This window comes from Helicobacter heilmannii (assembly GCF_001283065.1).
GTDB lineage: Bacteria > Campylobacterota > Campylobacteria > Campylobacterales > Helicobacteraceae > Helicobacter > Helicobacter heilmannii.
Genome location: NZ_CDMK01000004.1, coordinates 1 through 21559, shown reverse-complemented (window position 1 = coordinate 21559; position 21559 = coordinate 1). Strand labels below are relative to the sequence as shown.

The following is a 21559-nucleotide window of genomic DNA, read 5'->3' as shown; positions in this document are numbered from 1 at the left end:
GGAGGCGGTAATAGTGGCTCCCCCCACAAATTTTGTTTTTCCCCTTTTTTTTGAGGGGGGGGGGCCCCCCCCCCCCCCCTCTTTTCTTGGGTTGCCCCGCCTCTCTTTCGTTCCCCCCCTCTCTAGCTATTAGCCCTTGTTCTGTGGAGGTGATGACCTCGTTTCTAGTTGTCGCGCGCAACCCATTATCAGCAACAAGGCTAATAGCTGTCCTTGCAGAATGTGTTACAACTTGTTTAGCGCAAAGAGAGAGTTGATAACAAGGTTGTTTAGTTGTTTGGGGGTTTGGTGTCATTTTGTGTTGAGCGTCTTTGGGTTTGGTGTTACATCTTGTTTAGCTGTCCTTACAGAATGTGTCTCATGCTGTTTAGCCTTTAGGGCATTGGTGTTACATCTTGTTTAGCTGTCCTTACAGAATGTGTCTCATGCTGTTTAGCCTTTAGGGCATTGGTGTTACATCTTGTTTAGCTGTCCTTGCTCTCCCTCTTTCTAGCTGATAGCCTCTTGTGATCGTTTGCTAGTCTATCTAATGGCTTACAAATCCAAGCGCCTAAGCCCTTAAATAGGCTAACAAGACGGCTCAAAAGATTTAGCAGGCAAGTTTCTAAAAAGCAACACCCGAAAACCAAAGGCGACAAGACTAGAAAATCCGCTAATTATCTTAAAGCCACTTTACGCCTAAACCGCTTACATGCACGCATTGCCAACACCCGCAATAACTTTTTACACAAGTTGAGCACTGCATTGATACGGCATGCCAAAGTCCTATGCATGGAGAGCTTAAAGGTTAAGAATATGCTTAAAAACTCTAAACTAGCCAAAGCCTTAAGCGATGTCAGTATATCCGCCTTTAACACACTCTTAGGCTACAAAGCCAAATACTATGACAGAGAGATCAAGCGAGCCGATGCCTTTTATCCTAGCTCTAAAACTTGCTCTGGATGTGGCAATGTCAAAAAGGATTTAACGCTTAGTGATAGAGTGTATCATTGTGGGGCGTGTGGTATGGCGGTGGATAGAGATTTTAACGCCAGTGTTAATCTAGTGAAGCATTTAGTAGGTGGAGTTCCCACCGAATTTACGCCTGCGGACATGACGGCTCTATTAAGTTGTTTTGCAAAGAATGGCTTAGTAACCAGCATGGTGGAAACAGGAATACAACAGAAACCGCTTAAATTTTTTTCTATTGATAGGATTTTATAGGATTTTATGCGGTTTTATAGGTTTGTAAGAACGGTTTCTTGCTACCTGACATACGCGTCCTTTTATATATATAGTTGAACCCAAAGTGTAGCACAACCCATCGCTAGATCGGCGCACCCCAACCCCCAAAGCTACTAGCCTTTGTTTCATGTTCTTAGAGCCACCTAGATTCTAGCTATTAGCCCCTGTTTAGCAAAGATGATGAGCCGTTCTGGCGCGCCCTTGTGTGGTGCCCCGTGGATATGTTAGTTTTTTGCGTTTTCTTTAACACATGGGCGTGGATATGTTAGTTTTTTGCGCGTTTTGCGCCACATTCTAGCCCTCCGCTCGCTTAAGGTTTCTTGTCCCTAAAAAATCCCTAAAAAAACCGCTTGAGTGCCCTTGAACACGGGGCTAAAAGCCATAAAAAAATACTTTAAGGTTAAGGGCTTAAGATTAGGGGGTAAATGGGGCTAAAAAAAGGCGTGAAAATTTAAGGTTCGGTGTGAAAATGCGGTGTGAAAATGCAACTTTAGGGGGGTCAAAAATGCCGTTTTCACACCAAAAAATACCCGTTTTCACACCGAAAAATGCCGTTTTCACACCGAAATTGTGTTTTCACACCGCCCTAAAATAGGGGCTTGCAGAGCCGTTTATATACTTAAACGCGCCACGCGCGTATGGTCTAGCAGTGCTACGCACTATAAGCTAGACGGGGACGAAGTCCCCCCGTGTGCTATGAGAAGACACACCAGAGTGTGTCAGCCGCTTAACGCTGACGCTACGGCAATTCTCATAGCACTGCCGCGCGAACCCCCCGTCTAGCGACAAACGGGATTAAATCCCGCGAGAAACCCCGAAAAACAGGGAAACAACAAGGCTAAAAGCCACAAAAAGCCGTTGCAAAACCCGAAGACTCTCGATCTGCCAAAAGTCGTTGAAACTCCCAGCCATACGGCGTTTTCTTGCCAAAAGACGAGGAGAAGCTTTTAGCCCTTGTTCTGTGTTCTCAAAATTAGACTTTGGCATGTCAATCGTGGCTTGAGAGAAACAATGGCGTTTTTAGCCTCGTAGAAGCCCCGTAAAACGAAAAGATGAGGGGGGGGTGCTATGTCGGTATTCTTTTGGGGGTCAAAGCGATTGTAGGGCATTTTAGAGGGGTTTAAGCGATATGTGCCCTATTTTAGGCGGTTGCAAGGGTTAGGGACGGGGGATAAAATGCCTAGAAATGCCCTTATCGTGGGGTTTCGTGGGTTTTTGCCTACTGGGTGTTGTGGGGGGTTGGCGGATCTGTGCGCCGTTTTTGGCCTTGTGTGGCAGTGGGGTTTTGCCTCGTGTCATGTGCGTGCGTGCGTTATGGTTGCAACTGCCTTTGTGAGTGCCCTATTTTAGGGGCTTCGTGGGGTGCGGTGTGAAAACGGCACTTTTAAGCTTAAGGTTTGGCAAATCCCTATTTTGCGGGTATAGCGGTTTAAGTTTTTTCTTAAGGTTGGGGGGTAAAATCTAGGGAGAAGGGGGGTCAAAGCTCTTGGCTGACGATGGGTTTGTGGTAAAAGGGCTAGAAGCTGGGGGTTCTCTCGTGTTGCAGTTGGTCTTGTTTTGGGTGGAGTGGTAAGGGGTTGGACTTAGGTGTGGCTAGTAGCTGGGGGTTGGGGCTGAAGGTCTGTGAAAGGCAAGGTGGGATACAATGTTGGCAAGATAAATAGGCAGACAAATGAAGACGCACATGGCAGTATCAGTGTTTTGTAATCAAGTAAAAGTAGGCGATCTGCAGATATGGGCTCAAGGACTCAAAGAAACTTATTGTTTTACTTACACCTCATCGTGGCTGGAAAAAGGTTTTGCGCTTGATCCGCAGTTGCCTTTGAGTGAATATCCTTGCACGGATACTACGCTATGGGGTTGTTTCCAAGATATTAGCCCGGATAGGTGGGGGCGTTTGGTTCAAAGACGCAAGAACAAGGGTCTTTTAAGCGAGAGCCAATACATGCTCGGCACGAGTGATTATTTTAGAATGGGGGCATTGCGCCTACACACAGAGGGCAAATTTGTTGCAGATACGACCGATATACCCAAGTTAGTACATTTAAATGCCTTGAGCGAGGCTTCAGCGCGGTTAGAACAAGGGGAAGCTTGTGATAAAGACATTAAACAATTATTAAGCCCATCAGGCAGTTTGGGCGGGGCTAGACCAAAAGCAGGTGTAGAAAAACAAGGCGCGCTTTATATCGCTAAATTCCCATCAATTAAGGATAAAGACAGCCAAATCCCCGAATGCGAACAAACGATGCTGTTTTTAGCGCACTTAGCCGGGATTAATGTTTGCGAAAGCCATTTACACCATATAGGCGACCAAGCAATTCTTTTAGTCAAGCGTTTTGATCGCATCTCTACAGATCGTATCCCCTATATGTCTGCGATGACTTTATTAGAGGCTAAGGACGGGGAAACTTATAACTATTGCGAGTTGTCCCAAAAGTTATCTATACCAGATCGGCAAGAGCTATTTAGGCGCATGGTGTTTAATGGTTTGTTTGGGAATTGCGATGACCATCTGCGTAACCACGGCTTGTTATATCAAAATGGCAAATGGGCTCTTAGTCCTGCTTTTGATATAACTCCCACCCCCACAGATTGGCACAAACAACAACACGCTTTGCTTTTTGCACCCGGTGAGCCATTGCCCTCTTTGGATTTATTCAATCAAATCAAAGAGTATTTTAATGTGGATCACACGATGTTTGCCACAATTTTATCAGCTATGCTTATAGCCCAAGAAAACTTTGAGTCCATCGCAAGAAAAAATGGCATCAACAAAAACAACTTAACCGAGTTGGAACACAATTACGCCCACGCTGAATTTGGAAAAATCCAAAACTATTTAGGTGTCCTCAAGGCTAAAAAGCAAACCCAAACACCAGCTAAAAGCAATCAATCAAGGCCACTCACACTTTAAGCCCAAAGCCACTCAATAGAGCTTTAATCCCAACGCCACTTTGAGCGAATCTATGCCACTAGCCACTTTTTCGCCAAGACTTGGGAGTGGTGGTGGCACTAACCCTTTGATGTGTAGAATTTTTTCTAGGGAACGCATTCTTTGCGTATAGCTTTGTTTGCTCCAATCAGGGCTTTGCAAGAAGTTGTAAAATTGTGCGCGTGGGGTAAAGGTTATCCGTATATTGCCATTTTCGTAGTCGTTATAAAGTAATATGGCCTCTTTCTTTTTCAGGCGTTCTAAAAGATATTCATTGGTTAGCTCTAGAGCATTAAGCCACCTGCTATTAAAGATGATGGTGTTATCTACTTTCATGGAGCAGTTAGGGTTGGAACAATAGGCATTGAAACTATCCATCAGTCCTTTAAAAAGCATCTCATCTTTGCTTGTAAGTGGGCGGTAATAGTATTTGCCCTTTTTGTTCTCAAGGCGAAAGCAGATGGTGCTTTTGTGGTGGCTAGGATCAATGCTTTTGTTGTTAGGCTCGGATGTGAGAAACATGAGCCTTTGATCTGCCTTGACAAGCGCAAGAGGTGGCATTTGAAACCCTCTATCGATATTTATCCCGTGTTCTTTTTTGACAAAGCTTATCAAAAGCCTAGAGAAAGCTCCAATGGAATCGCCCGCCTCGTTTTGAAAGTTATAAAGCCCTAGAAGACCCGCTAGGCGCATAAACGCATTTTCTGTCTTAGAGGCTGTGGGGTTGGTTAAAAGGTCGGTCGTTTCAAACATCTCGCTCACAATTCTTAAAGAGTCTTCTTGTTCCTCGTGTCTGTCTAGCTCAATCATGTTCTTACCTCCAGTTTGTTCTTTATAGTTTCCATTGACCTACGCGATGCTTATATTGTTCCAAAAAACTCTCTATCCTCTTTCTCTCTACTGCCTGTGCTTCTTTAGCCAGTTGGACTAATTGCTGTGTATTCTCTGCACGCATAGCCCGCATGTAGGTATCTTTCACTTCTTTAGTGATGACAAAGGGTGTAAGATTGTGTTCTAGCACACTATAAAAGATCAAAGAACGCCCCGTGCGCCCATTCCCATCACTAAAAGGGTGGATGCGTTCAAATTTAATATGGGCATCCATGATAATGGCAAGCTTGTGTTCATCACTCTGTGAGCGATCAAGCTGATAGGCAAGGTTATCACACCAGTCTTTGAGCGTCATGGGAATTTTATAAGGTTTTTCTGTTTCAAAATCTGCACCCAACACGACATTTTGAATGGTCTTAAACTTTCCGTGGTTGTCAATAAGATGTTGCATGAGAATGGCGTGAATTTTCTTAATCAACTCATTGTCTATGGGTGTCTTATTTTCTAGGCTCTCAAGCAAGAATGGCATGAGTTGTTGGTAGTTCTTCACCTCATAGTATTCTCTTTCCCTCATCGCTTTGGGAATAAAGCCTTCTACTAAAATGCTTGCTGTTTCATTCTGCGTGAGAGAATTACCCTCAATGGCTGTGCTGTGGTGCGCCATTCTAATGGTAAGATCAAGCAAATACTCTGCATTGGAAAAAACTTGTTTGTAATCCATTGTTGCCCTACATTTTCCTTTGTAATTTGCGCTCTGTATCGGCAATGTGTTTGTTGTAGGCACTCTTGCCCTCACTTAAATGTTCCTCCCGTGTGCGCTTAATGCGGTCTTTTTGCTCGCGTGCGCTGGTTTCATTACCCAAGTTGCTTTGAGCCGCACCCTCTAGCACACCGCCGATGAATTGCGCGATAGGGGAACTCAAGTGGTGGTCGTGCGATTTGAATGCGCCTGCTGCTGCTTTTAATCCCATGCTGGTAGCCTTGCCCGGGGCATTATGCACGGCTGCATGCACATGGTGGCTGGCAATCGGATCGGTCATTTTGCCCTTAAGGGTCGCACCCGCTTGTTTGATACGCGCCATTGCCTTATCGTTGCCCGTGAGCTCTTTGTTGGGTGTTGCTGCCTTATTGAGATTTTGGCTTGCTTTTATTTCGTGGAATTTTTGCATAAACTCCTCTTTTGACCCGGGTAGTGTAGGACTTATGTCTTTCCTTTTAGTTAGTGGTTGGCGTAGAGCATAAAGTATAGCAAGAATTGGTTATTTATTGCTATGTTTTTTTATTTTACTATGGTGGTGAATCGCCCACCCGCTAAAGACGGGGTGGGCTTCTCGCTTCAACAACCCACAGCTAGCAGTATCTAGTATAGAGGAAAATTATAGAGAATTTATACAAGAATTTTTATTAAAAATATTGCAAAAAATTCACAAATATTCTTTCATAATTTTAGGATTTATCTGTTAAATTTAGCGCAGTTATAATAAAAATTGTGCCCGATTTGTTATATTTTTAAGTATACTTTTTCTCCACAAAACACACCAAAAACCCTAATCAATGCCTTGCAAAAACAAGCATAAATGCCTATTTATAGGGCTTTTATGGCTATTGTTTAAATCTTTTTTGATTTTTATTTTTAATTATTTTATTTAATTAAAACACTTAAATAATTTATTAATCTTTAATATTAATTTATTTAAATAATTTTGTTAATTAATTTATTGTATAATGTGTTACTATTTTTCAATCAAAGGAGCTCGCCATGTTTGACATCACTTCTACAGAGGACATCACAAGCTATGCCTTGCGCTTGCAAGAGATTAAAGAAAAAATGAAAAAAGCAGGCCTACTAGATTTGTTTGAAGAGGCTTTGGAGATTCAAGAAGGCTTTAAGCACCTTTTAAGCCTATCAAACAAGAACAAAAAAATACTCACAGCAGAGCTTGAGGGTAAAAGACCTGTAGGCAGACCTAGAAAGGTGTTGCTAGGGGCTACAACAGCCACACACACAAGAGTGGTGCAACAAGAACAAAGGGAGCAAGAGGCTACACAGATTAACCAAGCCGACACAGCTAGCCAAGAGAAAGACACGAAAGATACAAAAACAGAGCAACAGCAAGGACTGGACACTTCTAAACCCATTAAGCCCCACAAGCCCCAAGAAACCCAAGAAACCAAAAAACCAAGAGGTAGAAAGCCTAAGCAAGGTAACAAAGACAGCACTATGGCAAACCAAGCAACAAACCAAGTCCAAGAGGCTATGAGTGCAAAAGAGGTTGAATAGATGGAGGCAGCAAGGTTAGACCTAGAAACTTTACTATCCCAAAAGCGTTTAGACTCTTATGGTAGGGATTTACAAGCACACCTAGAGAATCTAAAGCTCATAGGCAAATACACGCATAAAATCGCCCTTGTAGAGATTGCCCTGCGTAATTCTTTAGACTATTTACTGAGTACCAAAGACACAGAATGGATTAACAACTCCACAGACCCCCGTGTGATCCAAATGCGGGCAGAAATACTTGAGGCGTGCAAGGCAACCGCTCTTAGCCACGATAGCTATCTCTCTAAAATGACTTTGGGCATGGTGATTCACATCATTAAACGAGAGGGGCTATTTGCGCGCATTTTCAATGCTGAGAAAATCCAATTCAAACACTACGACCCAAACTATAGGCAAGAAAAAATTTTCATCAAAGGCAAAAAAAGCCACTTGAGTAACTACAACAAGGCTGTTATTGCCTTAAGTTTATTCCACAATCTACGCAACCGCTGTTACCATTGGGAGAACATCACCAAAACAAGAACGGGCAAAAATGGCAAAAGCTACCCGAGATTAACCACAAACATCCTAAAAATCCTAAACAAGCCCATAGGGATAACCCCGGATAGAATAGACAGATTCTTAGACGACCTACTAATGGCTTTTAGTGAAAGATTACTGGAATATGCCAACCACCCTTAACGAGTGGCTAGATGGCGAGGGTCCGCCTTACGAATTATGCGTCCATCCTNAATTCTTTAGACTATTTACTGAGTACCAAAGACACAGAATGGATTAACAACTCCACAGACCCCCGTGTGATCCAAATGCGGGCAGAAATACTTGAGGCGTGCAAGGCAACCGCTCTTAGCCACGATAGCTATCTCTCTAAAATGACTTTGGGCATGGTGATTCACATCATTAAACGAGAGGGGCTATTTGCGCGCATTTTCAATGCTGAGAAAATCCAATTCAAACACTACGACCCAAACTATAGGCAAGAAAAAATTTTCATCAAAGGCAAAAAAAGCCACTTGAGTAACTACAACAAGGCTGTTATTGCCTTAAGTTTATTCCACAATCTACGCAACCGCTGTTACCATTGGGAGAACATCACCAAAACAAGAACGGGCAAAAATGGCAAAAGCTACCCGAGATTAACCACAAACATCCTAAAAATCCTAAACAAGCCCATAGGGATAACCCCGGATAGAATAGACAGATTCTTAGACGACCTACTAATGGCTTTTAGTGAAAGATTACTGGAATATGCCAACCACCCTTAACGAGTGGCTAGATGGCGAGGGTCCGCCTTACGAATTATGCGTCCATCCTAGCGTAGGACATCTAAAAATTCGCTTTAAAGGGAAGTTTTTACAAAAGTGCCACAGGCAGTTTTTCTAGTTTAAAAAGCATGGTCCAATGCTATCTGCGTAAGACCCCCCAAACCGCACTAAGAGTTGCAAAATCTACAAAAAAGGCCAATGCTACGCCCTTTAGTAGCCCCCATGCTAATTAGAATAAGCTTGTAAAGCTTAAACGCCTTTCAGGGCTTTTGTCTACGAGATAAGTGGGAACGAAAGCCTTCACCCAGTGGTTGTGAAAACGATTCTTGCTCAATCCTTTTCTAAGGTCGGCATTTTTAAGCACGATGTTAGATTGACATACTCCCAATAGCTAGAGCTAAAGGCTACTAGCTGTGGGTCATTAAAGTCGTAATCATAAAGCATCGTAACCTCCCTAAACAGACGCAAACACCGCGCCCACGAATAAAAAGTCCAAGAACAAAAGCATAATGCCAAACCCAAAAATTGACATGTGGCGTGTCTGCGTGGGCTATCCGTTAAAGTGTCTAAATACTAATGCTAGGCCAAGAATGATTACACCCACGATAGGAAACCACAAAAGAAAACGCTCAAACCATACCCAAGTCGCCACGCCTGCCTTAAAAGCATAGAAAAACCACAAGCCGCCAATACCAAGCAAGACATAATCCCACAAATCCCAAATGCTACCAATGCTGCCATTATGATAATGAAAAATCCCAACACAACCACAGATAACCCACACCACACCAAAAACCATTCTTTGCGCCATTTTGCTCATCATCTCCTCCTGCTTTTAGCTTTTGTTTGTTTCATCGTTGCAATGCTAGAGCCACCTTTGGCAATTAAAGAAATCCAAGACCATCTTAACGCCTTTTTTGTTTTAAAGCTTCACAACCCTGCTCATCACCTACTTGGCAAGCCTTTTTAAAATATTCTTTGGCTTTGGCTTCTGACGACCCCTTTGGGAACACACCTACTGACGTTTCGCACTCAGCACCTCCGTATAAATCCCCCAAAGCATTATAAGCTTTGGCACTTCCCATTTTTGCCGCTTTTTGGAAGTATTGGATGGCTTTGTCGTAATCTTTAGCAACACCCTCGCCCATATAATATGCAATCCCCAAGTTAGTATAAGTCAAAGCATCCCTTGTATCCCCTGCTTTTTTGTAGTTGCTTATCGACTTGCTAGAAGTCCCCGGACTAATAGTTTTTTGTTTGTTGTTTGCGGTGTCGTTTGTTCCTTGCCACCAAAAAATTGACCCATCTTATAAATAAATTCTGCACAGATTGCGGCAAGCCGTTTTGTAGAGTGCCTAAAAGGTCAATGCCAAAGTTCTTTAATGCACCATTTGCCATGAAAAGTAACAAGAGAGGCATTAACATTGACATCAAGCCCCCGCCTAGTGAGCTTAAAAGTGCCATGATCATCATTGCCATATCAAATCCTTATCTGTGTGGGGGTTTTACCGCTTTTGTGGGCTCGGGCGTGTTGTGTGTCATTGGCATATCAGCAAGCCTGTTCTCGGGACGCACGCCTGCGTTGGGAGCTGGTAGCCTTTTGCCTGTTAGGCTTGAGAAAAGGTTTTTAATTGCGCTAACAATACTATCAGCCGTTTTTGGGCTCACCATCTTAACCGCGGCAAACATCATAAAAAGCTTAAGTCCCATTGAAAACATCTTTTATCCTTTCTAGTGTTGGTATGCACCATACATGCGTTCGGTGTCTATTCTTTCTTGTTCGTTTCTGTAGTTGTGTCCCAAATTGGTAGTTCCCGCATCGCCGATCACCACATCAATCTGTGTAGGTTCATCATCATCTTTCTTGGAGCTTTTAGTGCCCTGCATTTTTGCCGCTTTTTGGAAGTATTGGATGGCTTTGTCGTAATCTTTAGCAACACCCTCGCCCATATAATATGCAATCCCCAAGCCATTATATCCCCTAACATCTCCTATATCCGCTAGTGCCTGCCAATAGTGCAAAGCTTTGGCGTAATCTTTATGGCTATTGTAAGACTTTGCCATTTTGTAATACTTATCCGCCTTACTGTCCGCATAACAGACCCCAAAAACCACTGCGAGCCCTAGCAAAACCCGCAACACACATTTTTTAAACGCCACTGACATTTTTACTCCTTATTAAGATTTATTTTAAGCCTTGTCATCTGATGGTGTGCCTTGTGCTTTCTTGCGTGGTGCTTTTTGGCACTATGAACGGGGGTTTGACGGGCTGCTGTTGTTCTTGCTTTGTGGCAAAGACTTTATCGGTCATTAATCCGCCTTGATGTTGCGCGCTCATCGCGTGTTTGGTGTTGATAAGGTCGTCAAAGGGCAGATCACGAGGGCTCGTCCATTCACCAATCAAAAAGCCGTCTTCCCCGCTCAAAGTGATTTTTCCATTGTTGCGGTGTTCTGCATAAAGACGGGTTGCGCCACCGCAAAGCTTGGCAATAGAAACAAACTTTTCCAAGTCCGCTTGGTTCTGTGGAGTGAGCGTGTTGCCCTTTTCGTCTTTAATGGTTACATGTCCCTTAACCCCCTGTGCCCCATCACGCTCAAAACGACCTTCTACAAAGTAAGTGCCCGTGCTGGTCTTAATGGTTTGGCGTTGCACCACTTCGGTAGGGATAAACTTCTCGCCCTTTGAGTCTTTTAGCATATACCCTTTTAGCTGTTGGTGGGCATAGTAAGGAAAATCCCACTCTTTGTGCCCCTTGCTATCCTCTTTTAAAAGCTCCGGGTTTAACTTGTTCTTATCGGGTGGTAGGACATAAATATCTAAAACCCGTGTTGCGGGCGCGCTTGGGTTGTTCTTATCGGGCTCATCATGTAGATGTTGCAAGTAGAAGTAGTTTCTATCTTTATCTGTTGCAAAACCCATACCTAGCACGGGATTAAAATCTTCAGCGGTATAGCCTATTTCTTTGGCGTGTTTTTCCGCGTCCTTGTCATTGTCATACCCGTTTGTGGCTAGGGCGATAGCTTGTTTAAGGGCAATGGTCGTGTATAGTATATCGGTCTGGGCGATGTTTTGCGGGCTCATGTTCTTATTGCCTTGACTTTGTTGAGACTTGCTTATTTGTTTGGGTTGTGTAGGGGTGTCTTCTTTAGAATCGCACTTCACTATGGCACAAGCGATTTTCTTACGACTATCACTTGAACATGCGACCAAGGCAATACACATGCACACTGCAAGACAGATTTGCCACACACGCTTTTTTAAAAACACTAGCATTCTTCACTACGGGCAAAAATCTTTTGCACCCGCATCGCAAGCTTTTTGTTTGTATTGCTTAGCCATCTCTTCATCTTGCCCTACACCATCACCGTTGTCATACATTTGAGCCAACATCATATAAGCCACAGGGTCTCCCATTTTTGCAGCCTTTTGGAAATATTCCAAGGCTTTTTGGTAATTTGGTTGAAAAGATGATAATTTTTGCACTTCTTGTTGCAAGTGAGGAGAGATGGGTTTATCGCCTAACAATTCCATAACGGACACGCCTTTATAATAAAGCATCCCCAAACCCGTATATCCTAGAGAGTCCCCCATATCTGCAGCTTTTTGTGCATACTGTAGGATTTTTTGGAAATATTTTAAACCTTCCTGCCCATCCTTAGCGGAAGCGAGTTGGAGGCCATAAAACAAGGCCAAGACAATGCAAGCGTCAGGAATGCCTTTCTGTGCAGTTTTGTTGAGATACTCCAAACCATCATCTTGATCCATTACGTCTTTTAGATAATCACCCGCTTTGTCAAGATTCTTAACCACGCCCTGCCCATGCCGGTACATCACTCCCAAGTAAAAATAGGCTCCCGTGTTTTCCATATCCGCAGCTTTCCTAAAATAGCTAAGAGCGGAGGCATAATCTTTGCGTTGGTAGGCTAGCAAGCCTGTCTGGTAATACTGGTTTGCTTGCTCTGAGTCGCCCTCGCCGTGTAGACCACAAATCAACACGCCCACAAGCAGAATTGCCCGCAAGGCATGAAATCCCTTAAGCTTGTTAATGTATGCCATGTGCGCTCCTCAATCTCCATTGTCAAAAGTGTAGGTGATATTGCCCAAATGGGTGTCTAGCTCCACTGAGAGAATTTTATAGGGCAGACAATCCACACCGATCATATAGCCTTGTGAATACTTCAAAACATACCCCCTTTTATTCCCTCTAGCCGGTCTACCATCTGCCATGATTTGACTCCAATCATTGCAAGAATTACCTTCGTTCACGACTATTGATTCAATGCGCACGGGGTCTCTATTTTTCGAGGTGATCTCAATGAGTGTTCCCAGACCAACCCCAAAAAGGTTAAATTCTTGTTTGCGCACATCAAATCTTAAGGGATAGGCCACAAGAGTTTGGGCTATACCAAACATAGACAACACACCTAGACCAAAGAACAGAAGACGCAAAAACGAAAACCTGGAAACTTTAGAGGGCAGTGTTCCCATGGATACTCCTTATATGTTTTGCTTCATTGTTTAGATGGGCAAGCTTCTTCAAACCCTAATTTGCACGCCTTCCTGTAATATTCTTTAGCCATGTTTAAGTCTTGAGCCACGCCTAGACCTTGTCCATACATGATCCCCAGTCCATAGTAGCCCTGGGCGACACCAAGCCCATCGCCCCCTATTTCCACAGATTTTTGGAAATAATCCAGCGCGCTCTGTGTGTTCTTCACCACTCCCTTACCCATTAAATACATAAAGCCTAGATTACTGTAGGCCGAAGACTTTGCTACTGGATTGTCTGAGCCCATGGCTTTCTTGGAATATTCAAAGGCTTTTTGGTAGTCTTTTTCTACACCCAAGCCTCCTAAATACATGCTTGACAAATTGCAATAAACCATAGGGTTGAGGAAGGTCTCTCCAAAAGAGAGAGCTTTTTGGAAATACTCAAAGGCTTTGGCATAGTCTTTAACCACCCCCTTACCCTCTAAATACATAAAACCCAAGTTATTATTAGCTAAAGCACGGGTTTCAGCAATACCCGTATTGAGTGCCTTTTGTGTGTATTCTAGAGCTTTAGAATAATCCTTTTCTACCCCAAAACCCAATAAATACATGTTTCCTAAAAAAGCATAACTTCCCATGTCGCCCGCTTCTATAGCTTTTTGGAAGAACTCTAAAGCTTTGGAATAATCCTTATTGCCATAGGCATCCATAGCTGTTGAAAAATACACATCGCCCTGGCTTTGTTGGGGTTGCTTGCTTGTGTAGGTTGTTTTAGGATTTTGAGTGTTTTCTTTGGAGGCACACTCCCCAAATACAGAACAGGCGATCTTTTTGCGACTCTCGCTCGAGCACGCGCCTAACACCACACACAGACACACCGCACAGCCTATTTGCAATGCATGACTTAAATCTTTACCTAGCATGCTGTTCTCCTCGTAAAACTTGTTGGATGCTTTCTTTAATGGCTTTTTCAATGAAAATTCGTTGCTCAAGAGGCAAATTCCCCAAACCCGTTTGAATCGAAGCGATCTCTAGAGGGGTTTTATGTTCTAAAAAGGTGATTTTACGCGCGTGATCGAGCCCCATCAAGATTAGAATATCCGGGTGTTGCACGCTCTGGAGACTTACCACATCAGGAATTGTGGGCATCGCTTGCGCCTCTTGCCGAGCTAAATCCATGCCCACACATTTCATCAAGGCAACAAATTGCGCAATCCAAGAAATACATGCAGACAATCCTCTTATAGCATCAATGGCATCCGTGTTATTTGTGTTTAACAAATCCGGCAACACATGAAAAGTCTCTGCGGTAAACAAGACTAAATGCCAGATAAGTGCGCCCGTGCTGTAGTGGTGCAAGTCGCTCGTGCTGATAAGATAAAGAGTATAAATAACAAACAAAATGACAGTATTAGCAAGAGAGAGCACCCCTAAAACAAAGCGTCTATACTTTAAAAGTGTGAGGAAGGGAAGGCAAATGGCAATAAAAATACCCTTTGGCAATGCCTCTACACTTTTATAGGCTCTTGTGCGCTTGATTCCAAGGATGACAAACACTATTGTCATGTAGTAGGCAAAGTAGGCAAAATATGTGGGCAGAGATGGGAGATTTTCTTCTGAACTGGAACTAGCCAAAACACTCATCATAAGCAACACAACAAATATAAAACCCAGATAGAATAAAAATCCCGTGAGAAGCGCCTTGCCCCATTTGCCCCTCAAAGCAAAAAATACCCATGGATAAAGGACGATGGCTAAGATTTTATGCATCTCTGCCTCCTGCGTTGCTCTCATTAAGCATGCCCTAGCTCCCTAAAGACCTCTAAAATTGCCTTTTTAATGTGGGTTTGTTGGTCGAGGGGCAGGTGTACTAGGAGGTTTTGGAGTTGGGCGATCTCTTTAAGGGTTTTGCTTTGCAAAAAGCTAGCTTGTTGGTTGTCTTCAAGGGATAACAGAGTTTCTAGGTCTGTGTTTATCGCCACTTCTGTACTAGGTGGGGGATAAGTTGGTTGCGTGGCGGTTGTTGGCATGGGCGGATTTGTAGGGGTTACTTGGGTTTCTTCTGTGCTACGGTTTTTCTTCATGTATTGTACGATAAAAATCCCCACACCCACTACAACACAGATGAGCAAAGTGATCCAACCTCCCTTTTTAAACACTGTTAAAGCCGGTTCGATGATTTTAAGAACGGCAAGAATAGTCTTTAACAAGAGCACCTCATCAACATGTTAGGGTATCTCTCAAAATTCGTTTTTTATGCGTCTGTGGGTGCATGGACTTGCTGTTCTGCAACGGTTTTGAGCGCGAGATTTTTGCGATTAGAAACATCACCGGAAAGACCCATAACGACAGCACCCCAAACCAATAAGAAAGATCGCCCCAAAAAATTCATAAAAAGAACGCAAAAAGAAGGAGAATGTTCCGCATCCACTCTAGATCGTTTAACAACTATCTCACTTACCATTAGCAAAGCCGAATCAAACAGTGTCTAATTCCTCTAAAATCTGTTTGATGGCCTTTTTGATGGGGATTTGCTGGGCGAGGGGCAGATTTTCTAAATGGGCTTGGATTTGCGCTATTTCTTTAGAAGATTTAGTTTTTAAAAGGACAAGTCTTTGTGCCTCATCTAGTGCAAGTAAGGAAGCAAGAAAATGTTCTAAATCTGTGCCAAAAGATGGATTGATTGTTGATTGTTGATTGTGCCACAGAAGACACACCAACGGACTTAAGAGCAGAGATGGAACAGCAAGGCCAAATGATACACGACAACAATACAGACAAACCTATAATGCTCTTTGTCATATCATCGCTTACTCCAGACATTTGAACGAGAAATCCCGCAGAGAGCACACCAATAAAGGGGGAGACAAAACTCCCACATAACAAAGACAAGAACCCCAAACCGTGGTGCCCTTGCTTAAAAAATGTAGCAAAGGGGAAGAATATAGAGGGGAAAGTACCTCTAGGCAATTGATCAAAATTCTTATATTCATGGCTCGTAATGACCCAAACGATGCTAATCACCCAACCCAACAAACTCAACTGAATAAGAAAGGTAAAAATAGCCAACCAATACTTACCTCTTAATGCAAAAAACGCCCATGGAAAGAAAATCAAAGCCAAAATTTTCACAGATGCCCTTTCACATCAGTTTTAGTTTGCAAATCGCGAATCTGTAAGCAAGGGGCAAAAACCACACAGCACTCCGGTATTCTAGCATTTTTTTAGCATTTTTACAATTAACGAGGTTGATTACTCGAAGTGAAAATAACGCTGCACTATTCCTTTATCCTATCCTACACATCCCCAAACACCCATCAACCCAAGAAAGTGTCCTATGGCCTTTTAAACGCTGATTCTCATTTTTAAACCAAAAAGCTCCCTTTACTGCAATGGCGTGATAAAGTCAAGAAAACAAACTCATCTCTCACTTCAAAACCCTCTCTTGGGGGTTTGGGGGCTTGCCCCCAAGAGCAATATGATGCCAAGCGTCAGCTTGGCTTACCGATTCATGCACCCTTGCATCAAAAATTTTTCATTTTTTCTAAGTTTTCTCACCCACTTTGAGGCTGATCCTAGTTCCCGAGCATGATGCGCAGGCACGCGCAGGTTTTTAACCTTTTTAAAGGCATAGCCTTTTAACATGTTTAAGAGGGGCGCGGGCCTCGTGTGGGACGGGGTTCGTGGAGAGTAATAGGGGGTAAAATCCGCACTAATAGGGGGTAAAATCCGCACTAATAGGGGGTAAAATCCGCACTAATAGGGGGTAAAATCCGCACTAATAGAACTATTTAAGCTTAAAAGATATACAATAAGCAAGAAAGATAAAGATAAAATCGTGAATCCAGAGCAACAAAAACAAGCTTTGATACAACAATTACACGGATTACAAGCTTTAATTAATGCCGAGACTAATACCACGCTTAAGGGCGTTTTAGAGCAAGAAAAAGCTGAATGTCTACAAAAACTCTTAGCCTTAGCTCCACAACACACCAAACTCCCAAGCTCCACACAAGATCAAACAACTACCACAAACACCCCAGAACAGCAACCAACAACACCACCTACAACCACAGGAACCCCCATACGACCCACGCAACAACCCATAACAACCGAAGTTATCACGCAAAACACCCCCACAATCACCAATGCCATCGCTGAGAAGTATGTAACCTTCCACAACGATGTCAATTCTGTATCTCTAGGCAAACTAGGTACATTAGAGGCAAACTTACTCTTTGCCATCTTCCACAAACTCAAAGACAAACAAGATGAGCTCTTGGTGTTTGATCTTGATGAGATTAAAAAAATGACCCATGCGGTTAAGATCAGCCACAGTGACCTAAGTGGTGTTGTCAAAAGACTTTGGAAAAACATTAGCAACGCTAACTTTTGGATACTCTTGCCTCAAAGAGATGAAAACTACATACTTTTTAAAACCTTTGCTATCAACTACCACGACACCAAAAAGACCCAAGTTAAAAGTATAGAAATCCAAGTAAATATGCCTCATTTTGGCTACTTGCTTAACTACCTCCATGGCAACTTTACTTCTTTTGAACTCTTGGAGTTTCAAAACATCAGTGGCAAATACGCTAAGACCCTTTATAGACTTCTCAAGCAATGGAAAAGCACAGGAGTGCCCCCTAAAATGGAGTGGGGGGAGTTTAGAACCTTAATGGGAATTTCTGAAAAAATTAAACTGGTTCGTGTGATTGAATACGAGATTCTCAAACCCGCAATCCAAGAACTCCACAAGCTCCCGCACTTTGAACACCTTTGCTATGAGAAATTAAAGACCAAAGGCATGGGTAATCGCATCACCCACATCCAGTTTTACTTCCAACCGCTCACCAAGACCAGCAAGGATAGAGAACAAGCTAAAAGAGATTTAAGAACCATTGCATGGAAAATTAGAAGTGAAAAGGCGGTTAAACAACTCAAACGCTCTATGGAGCAAGCAAAACAAACCAAGCTAGACAATGAAATGCTAGAAGTCATAGATATGGCCTTTTACAAACCCCAAGACCCCAGTGTTGTTCTTGTGGTTGATGGCATACAGCCTGCCAAGGATGGCTATGAAATTTTAGTGAAATACTATAGAGAGGGCAAAGAGTTTCAGGCCAAAAGTGCTGTATTAGCTAACAAGGAAACTTTCTTAACAGCTATGGCAAAGGGAGGTTACAAAATCGTAAATTCACAAGCACCACAGACGCAACAGACACCACAGCAAACACCACAACCCAAAGAAGTCAAAATAGAGTTGCAAACAGACAAAAATGGCTTTAAAACTTTTCAAGGTTTGACAAGACCAAACCAACCACAACAACCTAGCCAACCACAAACTCTAAACCCTAACAATGACCTAACAGAATACATAGGACGCAATCTTTACATGAGCAACAATGGTGTGCCAGCTGTTCTTAAGATTAAAGACATCACATATACTGAGACTAACAAGCTTAGAGTGGATATTCAAGACATAGACAAACCCCATAAGATTCTAAACCCCTTCATTTTAGATAATGTCAAGCACTTTAAGAGTTGGTTTAAAAAATATGCGGAGTGAGCCAAGAGCGTAGAAACACCTGGCAACGCACTACTGACAACTCGAACAACCTCTAAGTATAAGCTACTAATCATAAAAATAAAAGTAAATAAATCTTTCACCACCAAATAACCAAATACAGCATAAAACCCCCTGCTAAAATCGCCCACAACGGCAACTCAAACCAAAACCTCTATCCTTACACACCTAAAGCAATCCTAGAGCGTTTTAACTTGATACCCTGAAGCCCCACGGCGTTTGAGTGGCAAATTACAAGCGAACTTGTGAGCGCACCATTTCAGGGTTGGATAATTTGCTATTTTATAGGACATTCGCAAGCTAATTTTGGATAAGTTTGCTCTGCGAGGCTATTCTATGTGCAAAAAAAGGTTAGTTTCTGTGGGCTGTGCCTCACACATTGCATAAAGGTCTCCTGTGGTTCACCAAAGATAACCCGGGTCGAACTCCACCGGTGTTTCATCGCCTGCACTCTTAAGGCTATTAGCTCGCTGTCATTGTCTGCCACTTCGGGCGGGTATTTGAAAGTTTACGCCTGTTTGGGCGGGAAATTCAAGGCGGTTGATGGCTTTTGACACCTCGCTCTCTAACCTTCCTACTTCCGCTACCGCTTTAGCCTTTTGCTCCCGAACATGATTAAGTCTTTTTTGCAACTCTCTTTCAGTCATAGCGGCTAAAGGTTTTGTTGGCTTCTTGCCTGCTGAAACACTAACGGGCTGTGTGAATCATTGCACCCTCCAAGGTGATACCCAACCCAAAAAGTATGATGTGGTGTGTCCGCATAGGTTTAAACCCCATAGTGCATGGCAACAATCCAAGCAAGACCTATAGCCACGAAGGGTAACACAAAGTTAAGGACACGCTCAAAGAACGCCCATGTCGTGTTGCCCGCAATAATCCCATAGGCAATCCACAAAGTCCCTATGATGAGAAAGCCCGTGTTTGAAGTCGTCCAAAAAAGGCGGCTCGCGCTGTGGTAACAAAGAAGCCCAATCACACCAGCTACTAGCCACACTCCCCCTATGATGAATTTTTGCGCCATTTGTGTCATTGCACCCCCCTACTCTTGACCTGTTTGGACTTCATCGCCGCTAGGGTCGTAGGGCAAATCAATGTCGCCAATCATCCCTGTTTGTCTAGGTTTGGCAATGGCTTGAGCGAAGTTGGCGGCCTCTTGTTCCTCCTCATCGGGGGTATAGCCAATGGCGCAAATGTCCTTAATCTCGTCTAAGTAGTTTCTAGCCAAGAATTTAGACACTTTTGCCTTGTGTTCGTCCCAAAGCTCTTTTTCGTGTTTGATTTTGTTGATGACGAACGCGCCGATCTGGTTATAGACAATTTGGGTCTGCTTTTCATCGCCGCTGGTGTAGAGGTTTGCAAAAATGCCCTCCGTGCGTGATTTCTTTTTCTGTCCTGTAACTTTGTTGGTGTAGGGGGCTAAGTAGTCGCTGTCCTTAGAGATTTTATAAAGCCCCCGGGAACAAAACTCCCATTGCGTGCCTGTGTTAAAAGCGTGGCGTTGGGTCTAAACTCAATGAGCTCTAAGCCCTCCAAGATTTTTTGCAAATCCATTTCCTCACCTTTAGCCGCTCTATCCATAAAGGCTTTATCCAACATCGCGCCTTTGACATAGCAGTGCTCTGTGCGCCCGTATTCATCGGGTTCTATCTCTTGCACCTTTTACCTTGACTTCATTTAACTTATGCTTAAGTAGTGAGATTTGGTTGTGCGGAGCAAGGGCTAAAAGCAAAGGTTGGTGGGTGGTGCTAGGTGTTAGAGGTTGTTAAATTGCCGATTGTCGTTGAAAAGGAAGTGCAGTTTTTCAAAAGTGGCAAAGCCCGTTCGTTCGCCGTGTTTTGCAGGGTGGGCGCGTCTTAGCACATCTTCCATTAAAACCCAAAACCCGCCATCGCTGACCTAATCGCCACCACCCACCACAAGTCTATGAGCTCCCGTTCATCACCCAGTCGCAAATATTTATCACGCCCGCGCTCCGATCTAAAGACCCGCCAAAGCCCTTGCGCTATGAACCCCCTTTTAGCTGACTGGCCAATGCCACGCCCAACCCACTTATAGCTATGAGCCCTTGCACTCACCCGTTTTGAAGACCCGTGCGCGCCACTGATGTTAACCTTTTGGGCTTAATGGCGGTCGCTGATGTGTGGCAGATCGGGTGTGGTGTCCCTTGAGATGAGAGGGGGCTAATAGCTCTTGCGTTGGGTTTGTTGGGTCAAGCGGCGCGAGAGTTTTTAAGCAAAGGTATTGGGTGTTTAAAGTCTGTCCCTTGACCCATTAGCTCTTAGCTCTTGTCCTCCCAAAAGCTTCTAGCCTCTTGCACGATTTGCATAAACGCCTCTACCTTGTTGGTGTCGCTCCCAAAGACCCGCTCCTCTAGGGCAAAAGGCAAAAAGGACTGGAGAAAGAAAATGAGTGTGTAAAAGCCCTCGTCCAACACGCCCTTCTTTAAATCCTCGCACGCATAGAAATAGGTTTGCTCCATCCATTTGGCAAGGGCGTTTGCAAGCAGTTTGGTGTTGCCCGTGAAGTGGCGGGTTAAAAGGGCGTTGATCTGTTGGTAGGTTTTGGGGTTTAGGGCTTTGGCTTTTTCTTGTAGGCTCTGCTGGTATTCTAGGGTTTGGTAGCTTTGGTGAAGGCTTGCCTCTATCTCCTCGTTTTGCGCCTTGAGCTGTTGGATTTGCTCTTGCACTTCTTGGCGTTGTTGTTGCAACTGGGTGATTTTTGTTCGAACACGCCCGCAAGTTGTCGTTGCAGACTGGCCGTTGATGCCTTTCAAATGCGTGGCGATGGGGGCGTTGTCTGTCATCTGTGGGGGGGTTACATCTTGCTCTGTGTCCTCTTGGCTATTAGCCTCTTTTGTGGGTGTGTTGCTAGGCTCGGGTGTGTCCTCTTGTTGAGCGGTCTCGTCTTTGGGTGTTACGACTTGTTGAGCGGTCTCGTCTTTGGGTGT

At 43.7% G+C, this 21559-nt stretch carries 22 protein-coding genes and 1 pseudogene; 5 read left to right on the top strand and 18 right to left on the bottom strand.

Annotation, left to right across the window (positions count from 1 at the left end; all coding sequences use genetic code 11):
* Positions 1 to 510: 510 nt before the first annotated feature.
* Positions 511 to 1203: pseudogene (locus AOG36_RS08415) on the top strand (RNA-guided endonuclease InsQ/TnpB family protein); the annotation flags it as partial.
* A 1705-nt stretch (positions 1204 to 2908) separates the two neighbouring features.
* A complete protein-coding gene (locus tag AOG36_RS07970; RefSeq protein WP_084815823.1) occupies positions 2909 to 4138 on the top strand; it encodes a type II toxin-antitoxin system HipA family toxin in 1230 nt (409 codons plus the stop codon).
* Between the two features lie 12 nt (positions 4139 to 4150).
* Here AOG36_RS07970 and AOG36_RS09175 read toward each other — a convergent pair whose 3' ends face one another.
* Genes AOG36_RS09175 through AOG36_RS07955 form a run of 3 tightly spaced genes read right to left on the bottom strand, consistent with a single transcriptional unit; the run spans position 4151 to position 6156 of the window.
* Complete coding sequence (locus AOG36_RS09175; protein WP_053825849.1) at positions 4151 to 4966, bottom strand: hypothetical protein; 816 nt, start codon at positions 4964 to 4966, stop codon at positions 4151 to 4153.
* A 22-nt stretch (positions 4967 to 4988) separates the two neighbouring features.
* Positions 4989 to 5708: a Fic family protein gene (locus AOG36_RS07960; RefSeq protein ID WP_053825848.1), complete on the bottom strand. Its 720-nt coding sequence runs from the start codon at positions 5706 to 5708 to the stop codon at positions 4989 to 4991.
* Positions 5709 to 5715: 7 nt separating this feature from the next.
* Positions 5716 to 6156 carry a hypothetical protein gene (locus tag AOG36_RS07955; RefSeq protein ID WP_053825847.1) on the bottom strand — a complete coding sequence of 147 codons (441 nt, stop codon included), beginning with the start codon at positions 6154 to 6156 and terminating at the stop codon, positions 5716 to 5718.
* Positions 6157 to 6746: 590 nt separating this feature from the next.
* Here AOG36_RS07955 and AOG36_RS07950 point away from each other — a divergent pair.
* Complete coding sequence (locus tag AOG36_RS07950; protein ID WP_053825846.1) at positions 6747 to 7268, top strand: hypothetical protein; 522 nt, start codon at positions 6747 to 6749, stop codon at positions 7266 to 7268.
* The gene (locus AOG36_RS07945) at positions 7269 to 7949 is read left to right on the top strand and encodes a hypothetical protein (RefSeq protein WP_053825845.1); all 681 of its coding nucleotides are present in this window, start codon (positions 7269 to 7271) and stop codon (positions 7947 to 7949) included.
* Positions 7950 to 9083: 1134 nt separating this feature from the next.
* On the opposite strand, the gene AOG36_RS07935 is transcribed toward AOG36_RS07945, so the two are convergent.
* From AOG36_RS07935 to AOG36_RS07880, 11 genes are all read right to left on the bottom strand, one after another.
* Positions 9084 to 9353: a hypothetical protein gene (locus AOG36_RS07935; RefSeq protein ID WP_053825844.1), complete on the bottom strand. Its 270-nt coding sequence runs from the start codon at positions 9351 to 9353 to the stop codon at positions 9084 to 9086.
* Positions 9354 to 9438: 85 nt separating this feature from the next.
* Complete coding sequence (locus tag AOG36_RS07930) at positions 9439 to 9714, bottom strand: tetratricopeptide repeat protein (protein WP_053825843.1); 276 nt, start codon at positions 9712 to 9714, stop codon at positions 9439 to 9441.
* A 61-nt stretch (positions 9715 to 9775) separates the two neighbouring features.
* On the bottom strand, positions 9776 to 10012 hold the full coding sequence (locus AOG36_RS07925) for a hypothetical protein (RefSeq protein WP_053825842.1): 237 nt from the start codon (positions 10010 to 10012) through the stop codon (positions 9776 to 9778).
* Between the two features lie 252 nt (positions 10013 to 10264).
* Positions 10265 to 10699, bottom strand: coding sequence for a tetratricopeptide repeat protein (locus tag AOG36_RS07915; protein ID WP_053825840.1), 435 nt, complete (start codon positions 10697 to 10699; stop codon positions 10265 to 10267).
* A 34-nt stretch (positions 10700 to 10733) separates the two neighbouring features.
* Complete coding sequence (locus AOG36_RS07910; RefSeq protein ID WP_156294640.1) at positions 10734 to 11615, bottom strand: hypothetical protein; 882 nt, start codon at positions 11613 to 11615, stop codon at positions 10734 to 10736.
* 198 nt (positions 11616 to 11813) lie between these two features.
* Positions 11814 to 12590, bottom strand: coding sequence for a tetratricopeptide repeat protein (locus tag AOG36_RS07905; RefSeq protein ID WP_053825838.1), 777 nt, complete (start codon positions 12588 to 12590; stop codon positions 11814 to 11816).
* A gap of 9 nt (positions 12591 to 12599) precedes the next feature.
* A complete protein-coding gene (locus AOG36_RS07900; protein ID WP_053825837.1) occupies positions 12600 to 13022 on the bottom strand; it encodes a hypothetical protein in 423 nt (140 codons plus the stop codon).
* A 23-nt stretch (positions 13023 to 13045) separates the two neighbouring features.
* Positions 13046 to 13948 carry a tetratricopeptide repeat protein gene (locus AOG36_RS07895; RefSeq protein ID WP_053825836.1) on the bottom strand — a complete coding sequence of 301 codons (903 nt, stop codon included), beginning with the start codon at positions 13946 to 13948 and terminating at the stop codon, positions 13046 to 13048.
* Positions 13938 to 14426, bottom strand: a complete 489-nt coding sequence (locus AOG36_RS09170; protein ID WP_238374894.1) for a hypothetical protein — start codon at positions 14424 to 14426, stop codon at positions 13938 to 13940. The genes AOG36_RS07895 and AOG36_RS09170 overlap by 11 nt, the downstream gene beginning before the upstream one ends.
* A gap of 392 nt (positions 14427 to 14818) precedes the next feature.
* A complete protein-coding gene (locus tag AOG36_RS07885; RefSeq protein ID WP_053825834.1) occupies positions 14819 to 15235 on the bottom strand; it encodes a hypothetical protein in 417 nt (138 codons plus the stop codon).
* A gap of 267 nt (positions 15236 to 15502) precedes the next feature.
* Positions 15503 to 15742 (bottom strand): hypothetical protein, encoded by a 240-nt coding sequence (locus AOG36_RS07880; RefSeq protein WP_053825833.1) that lies wholly within the window; start codon positions 15740 to 15742, stop codon positions 15503 to 15505.
* Between the two features lie 1121 nt (positions 15743 to 16863).
* Here AOG36_RS07880 and AOG36_RS07875 point away from each other — a divergent pair.
* Entirely contained in the window at positions 16864 to 18594 is a 1731-nt protein-coding gene (locus AOG36_RS07875) for a replication initiation protein (protein WP_053825832.1), read from the top strand.
* A gap of 784 nt (positions 18595 to 19378) precedes the next feature.
* Here AOG36_RS07875 and AOG36_RS07870 read toward each other — a convergent pair.
* From AOG36_RS07870 to AOG36_RS08735, 4 genes are all read right to left on the bottom strand, one after another.
* On the bottom strand, positions 19379 to 19642 hold the full coding sequence (locus AOG36_RS07870) for a hypothetical protein (RefSeq protein ID WP_053825831.1): 264 nt from the start codon (positions 19640 to 19642) through the stop codon (positions 19379 to 19381).
* A gap of 9 nt (positions 19643 to 19651) precedes the next feature.
* Positions 19652 to 19849, bottom strand: a complete 198-nt coding sequence (locus AOG36_RS07865; RefSeq protein ID WP_053825830.1) for a hypothetical protein — start codon at positions 19847 to 19849, stop codon at positions 19652 to 19654.
* 179 nt (positions 19850 to 20028) lie between these two features.
* Positions 20029 to 20268 (bottom strand): hypothetical protein, encoded by a 240-nt coding sequence (locus tag AOG36_RS07860; protein ID WP_053825829.1) that lies wholly within the window; start codon positions 20266 to 20268, stop codon positions 20029 to 20031.
* A gap of 622 nt (positions 20269 to 20890) precedes the next feature.
* On the bottom strand, positions 20891 to 21559 hold a 669-nt coding region (locus tag AOG36_RS08735; protein WP_162200209.1), incomplete at its 5' end, for a hypothetical protein.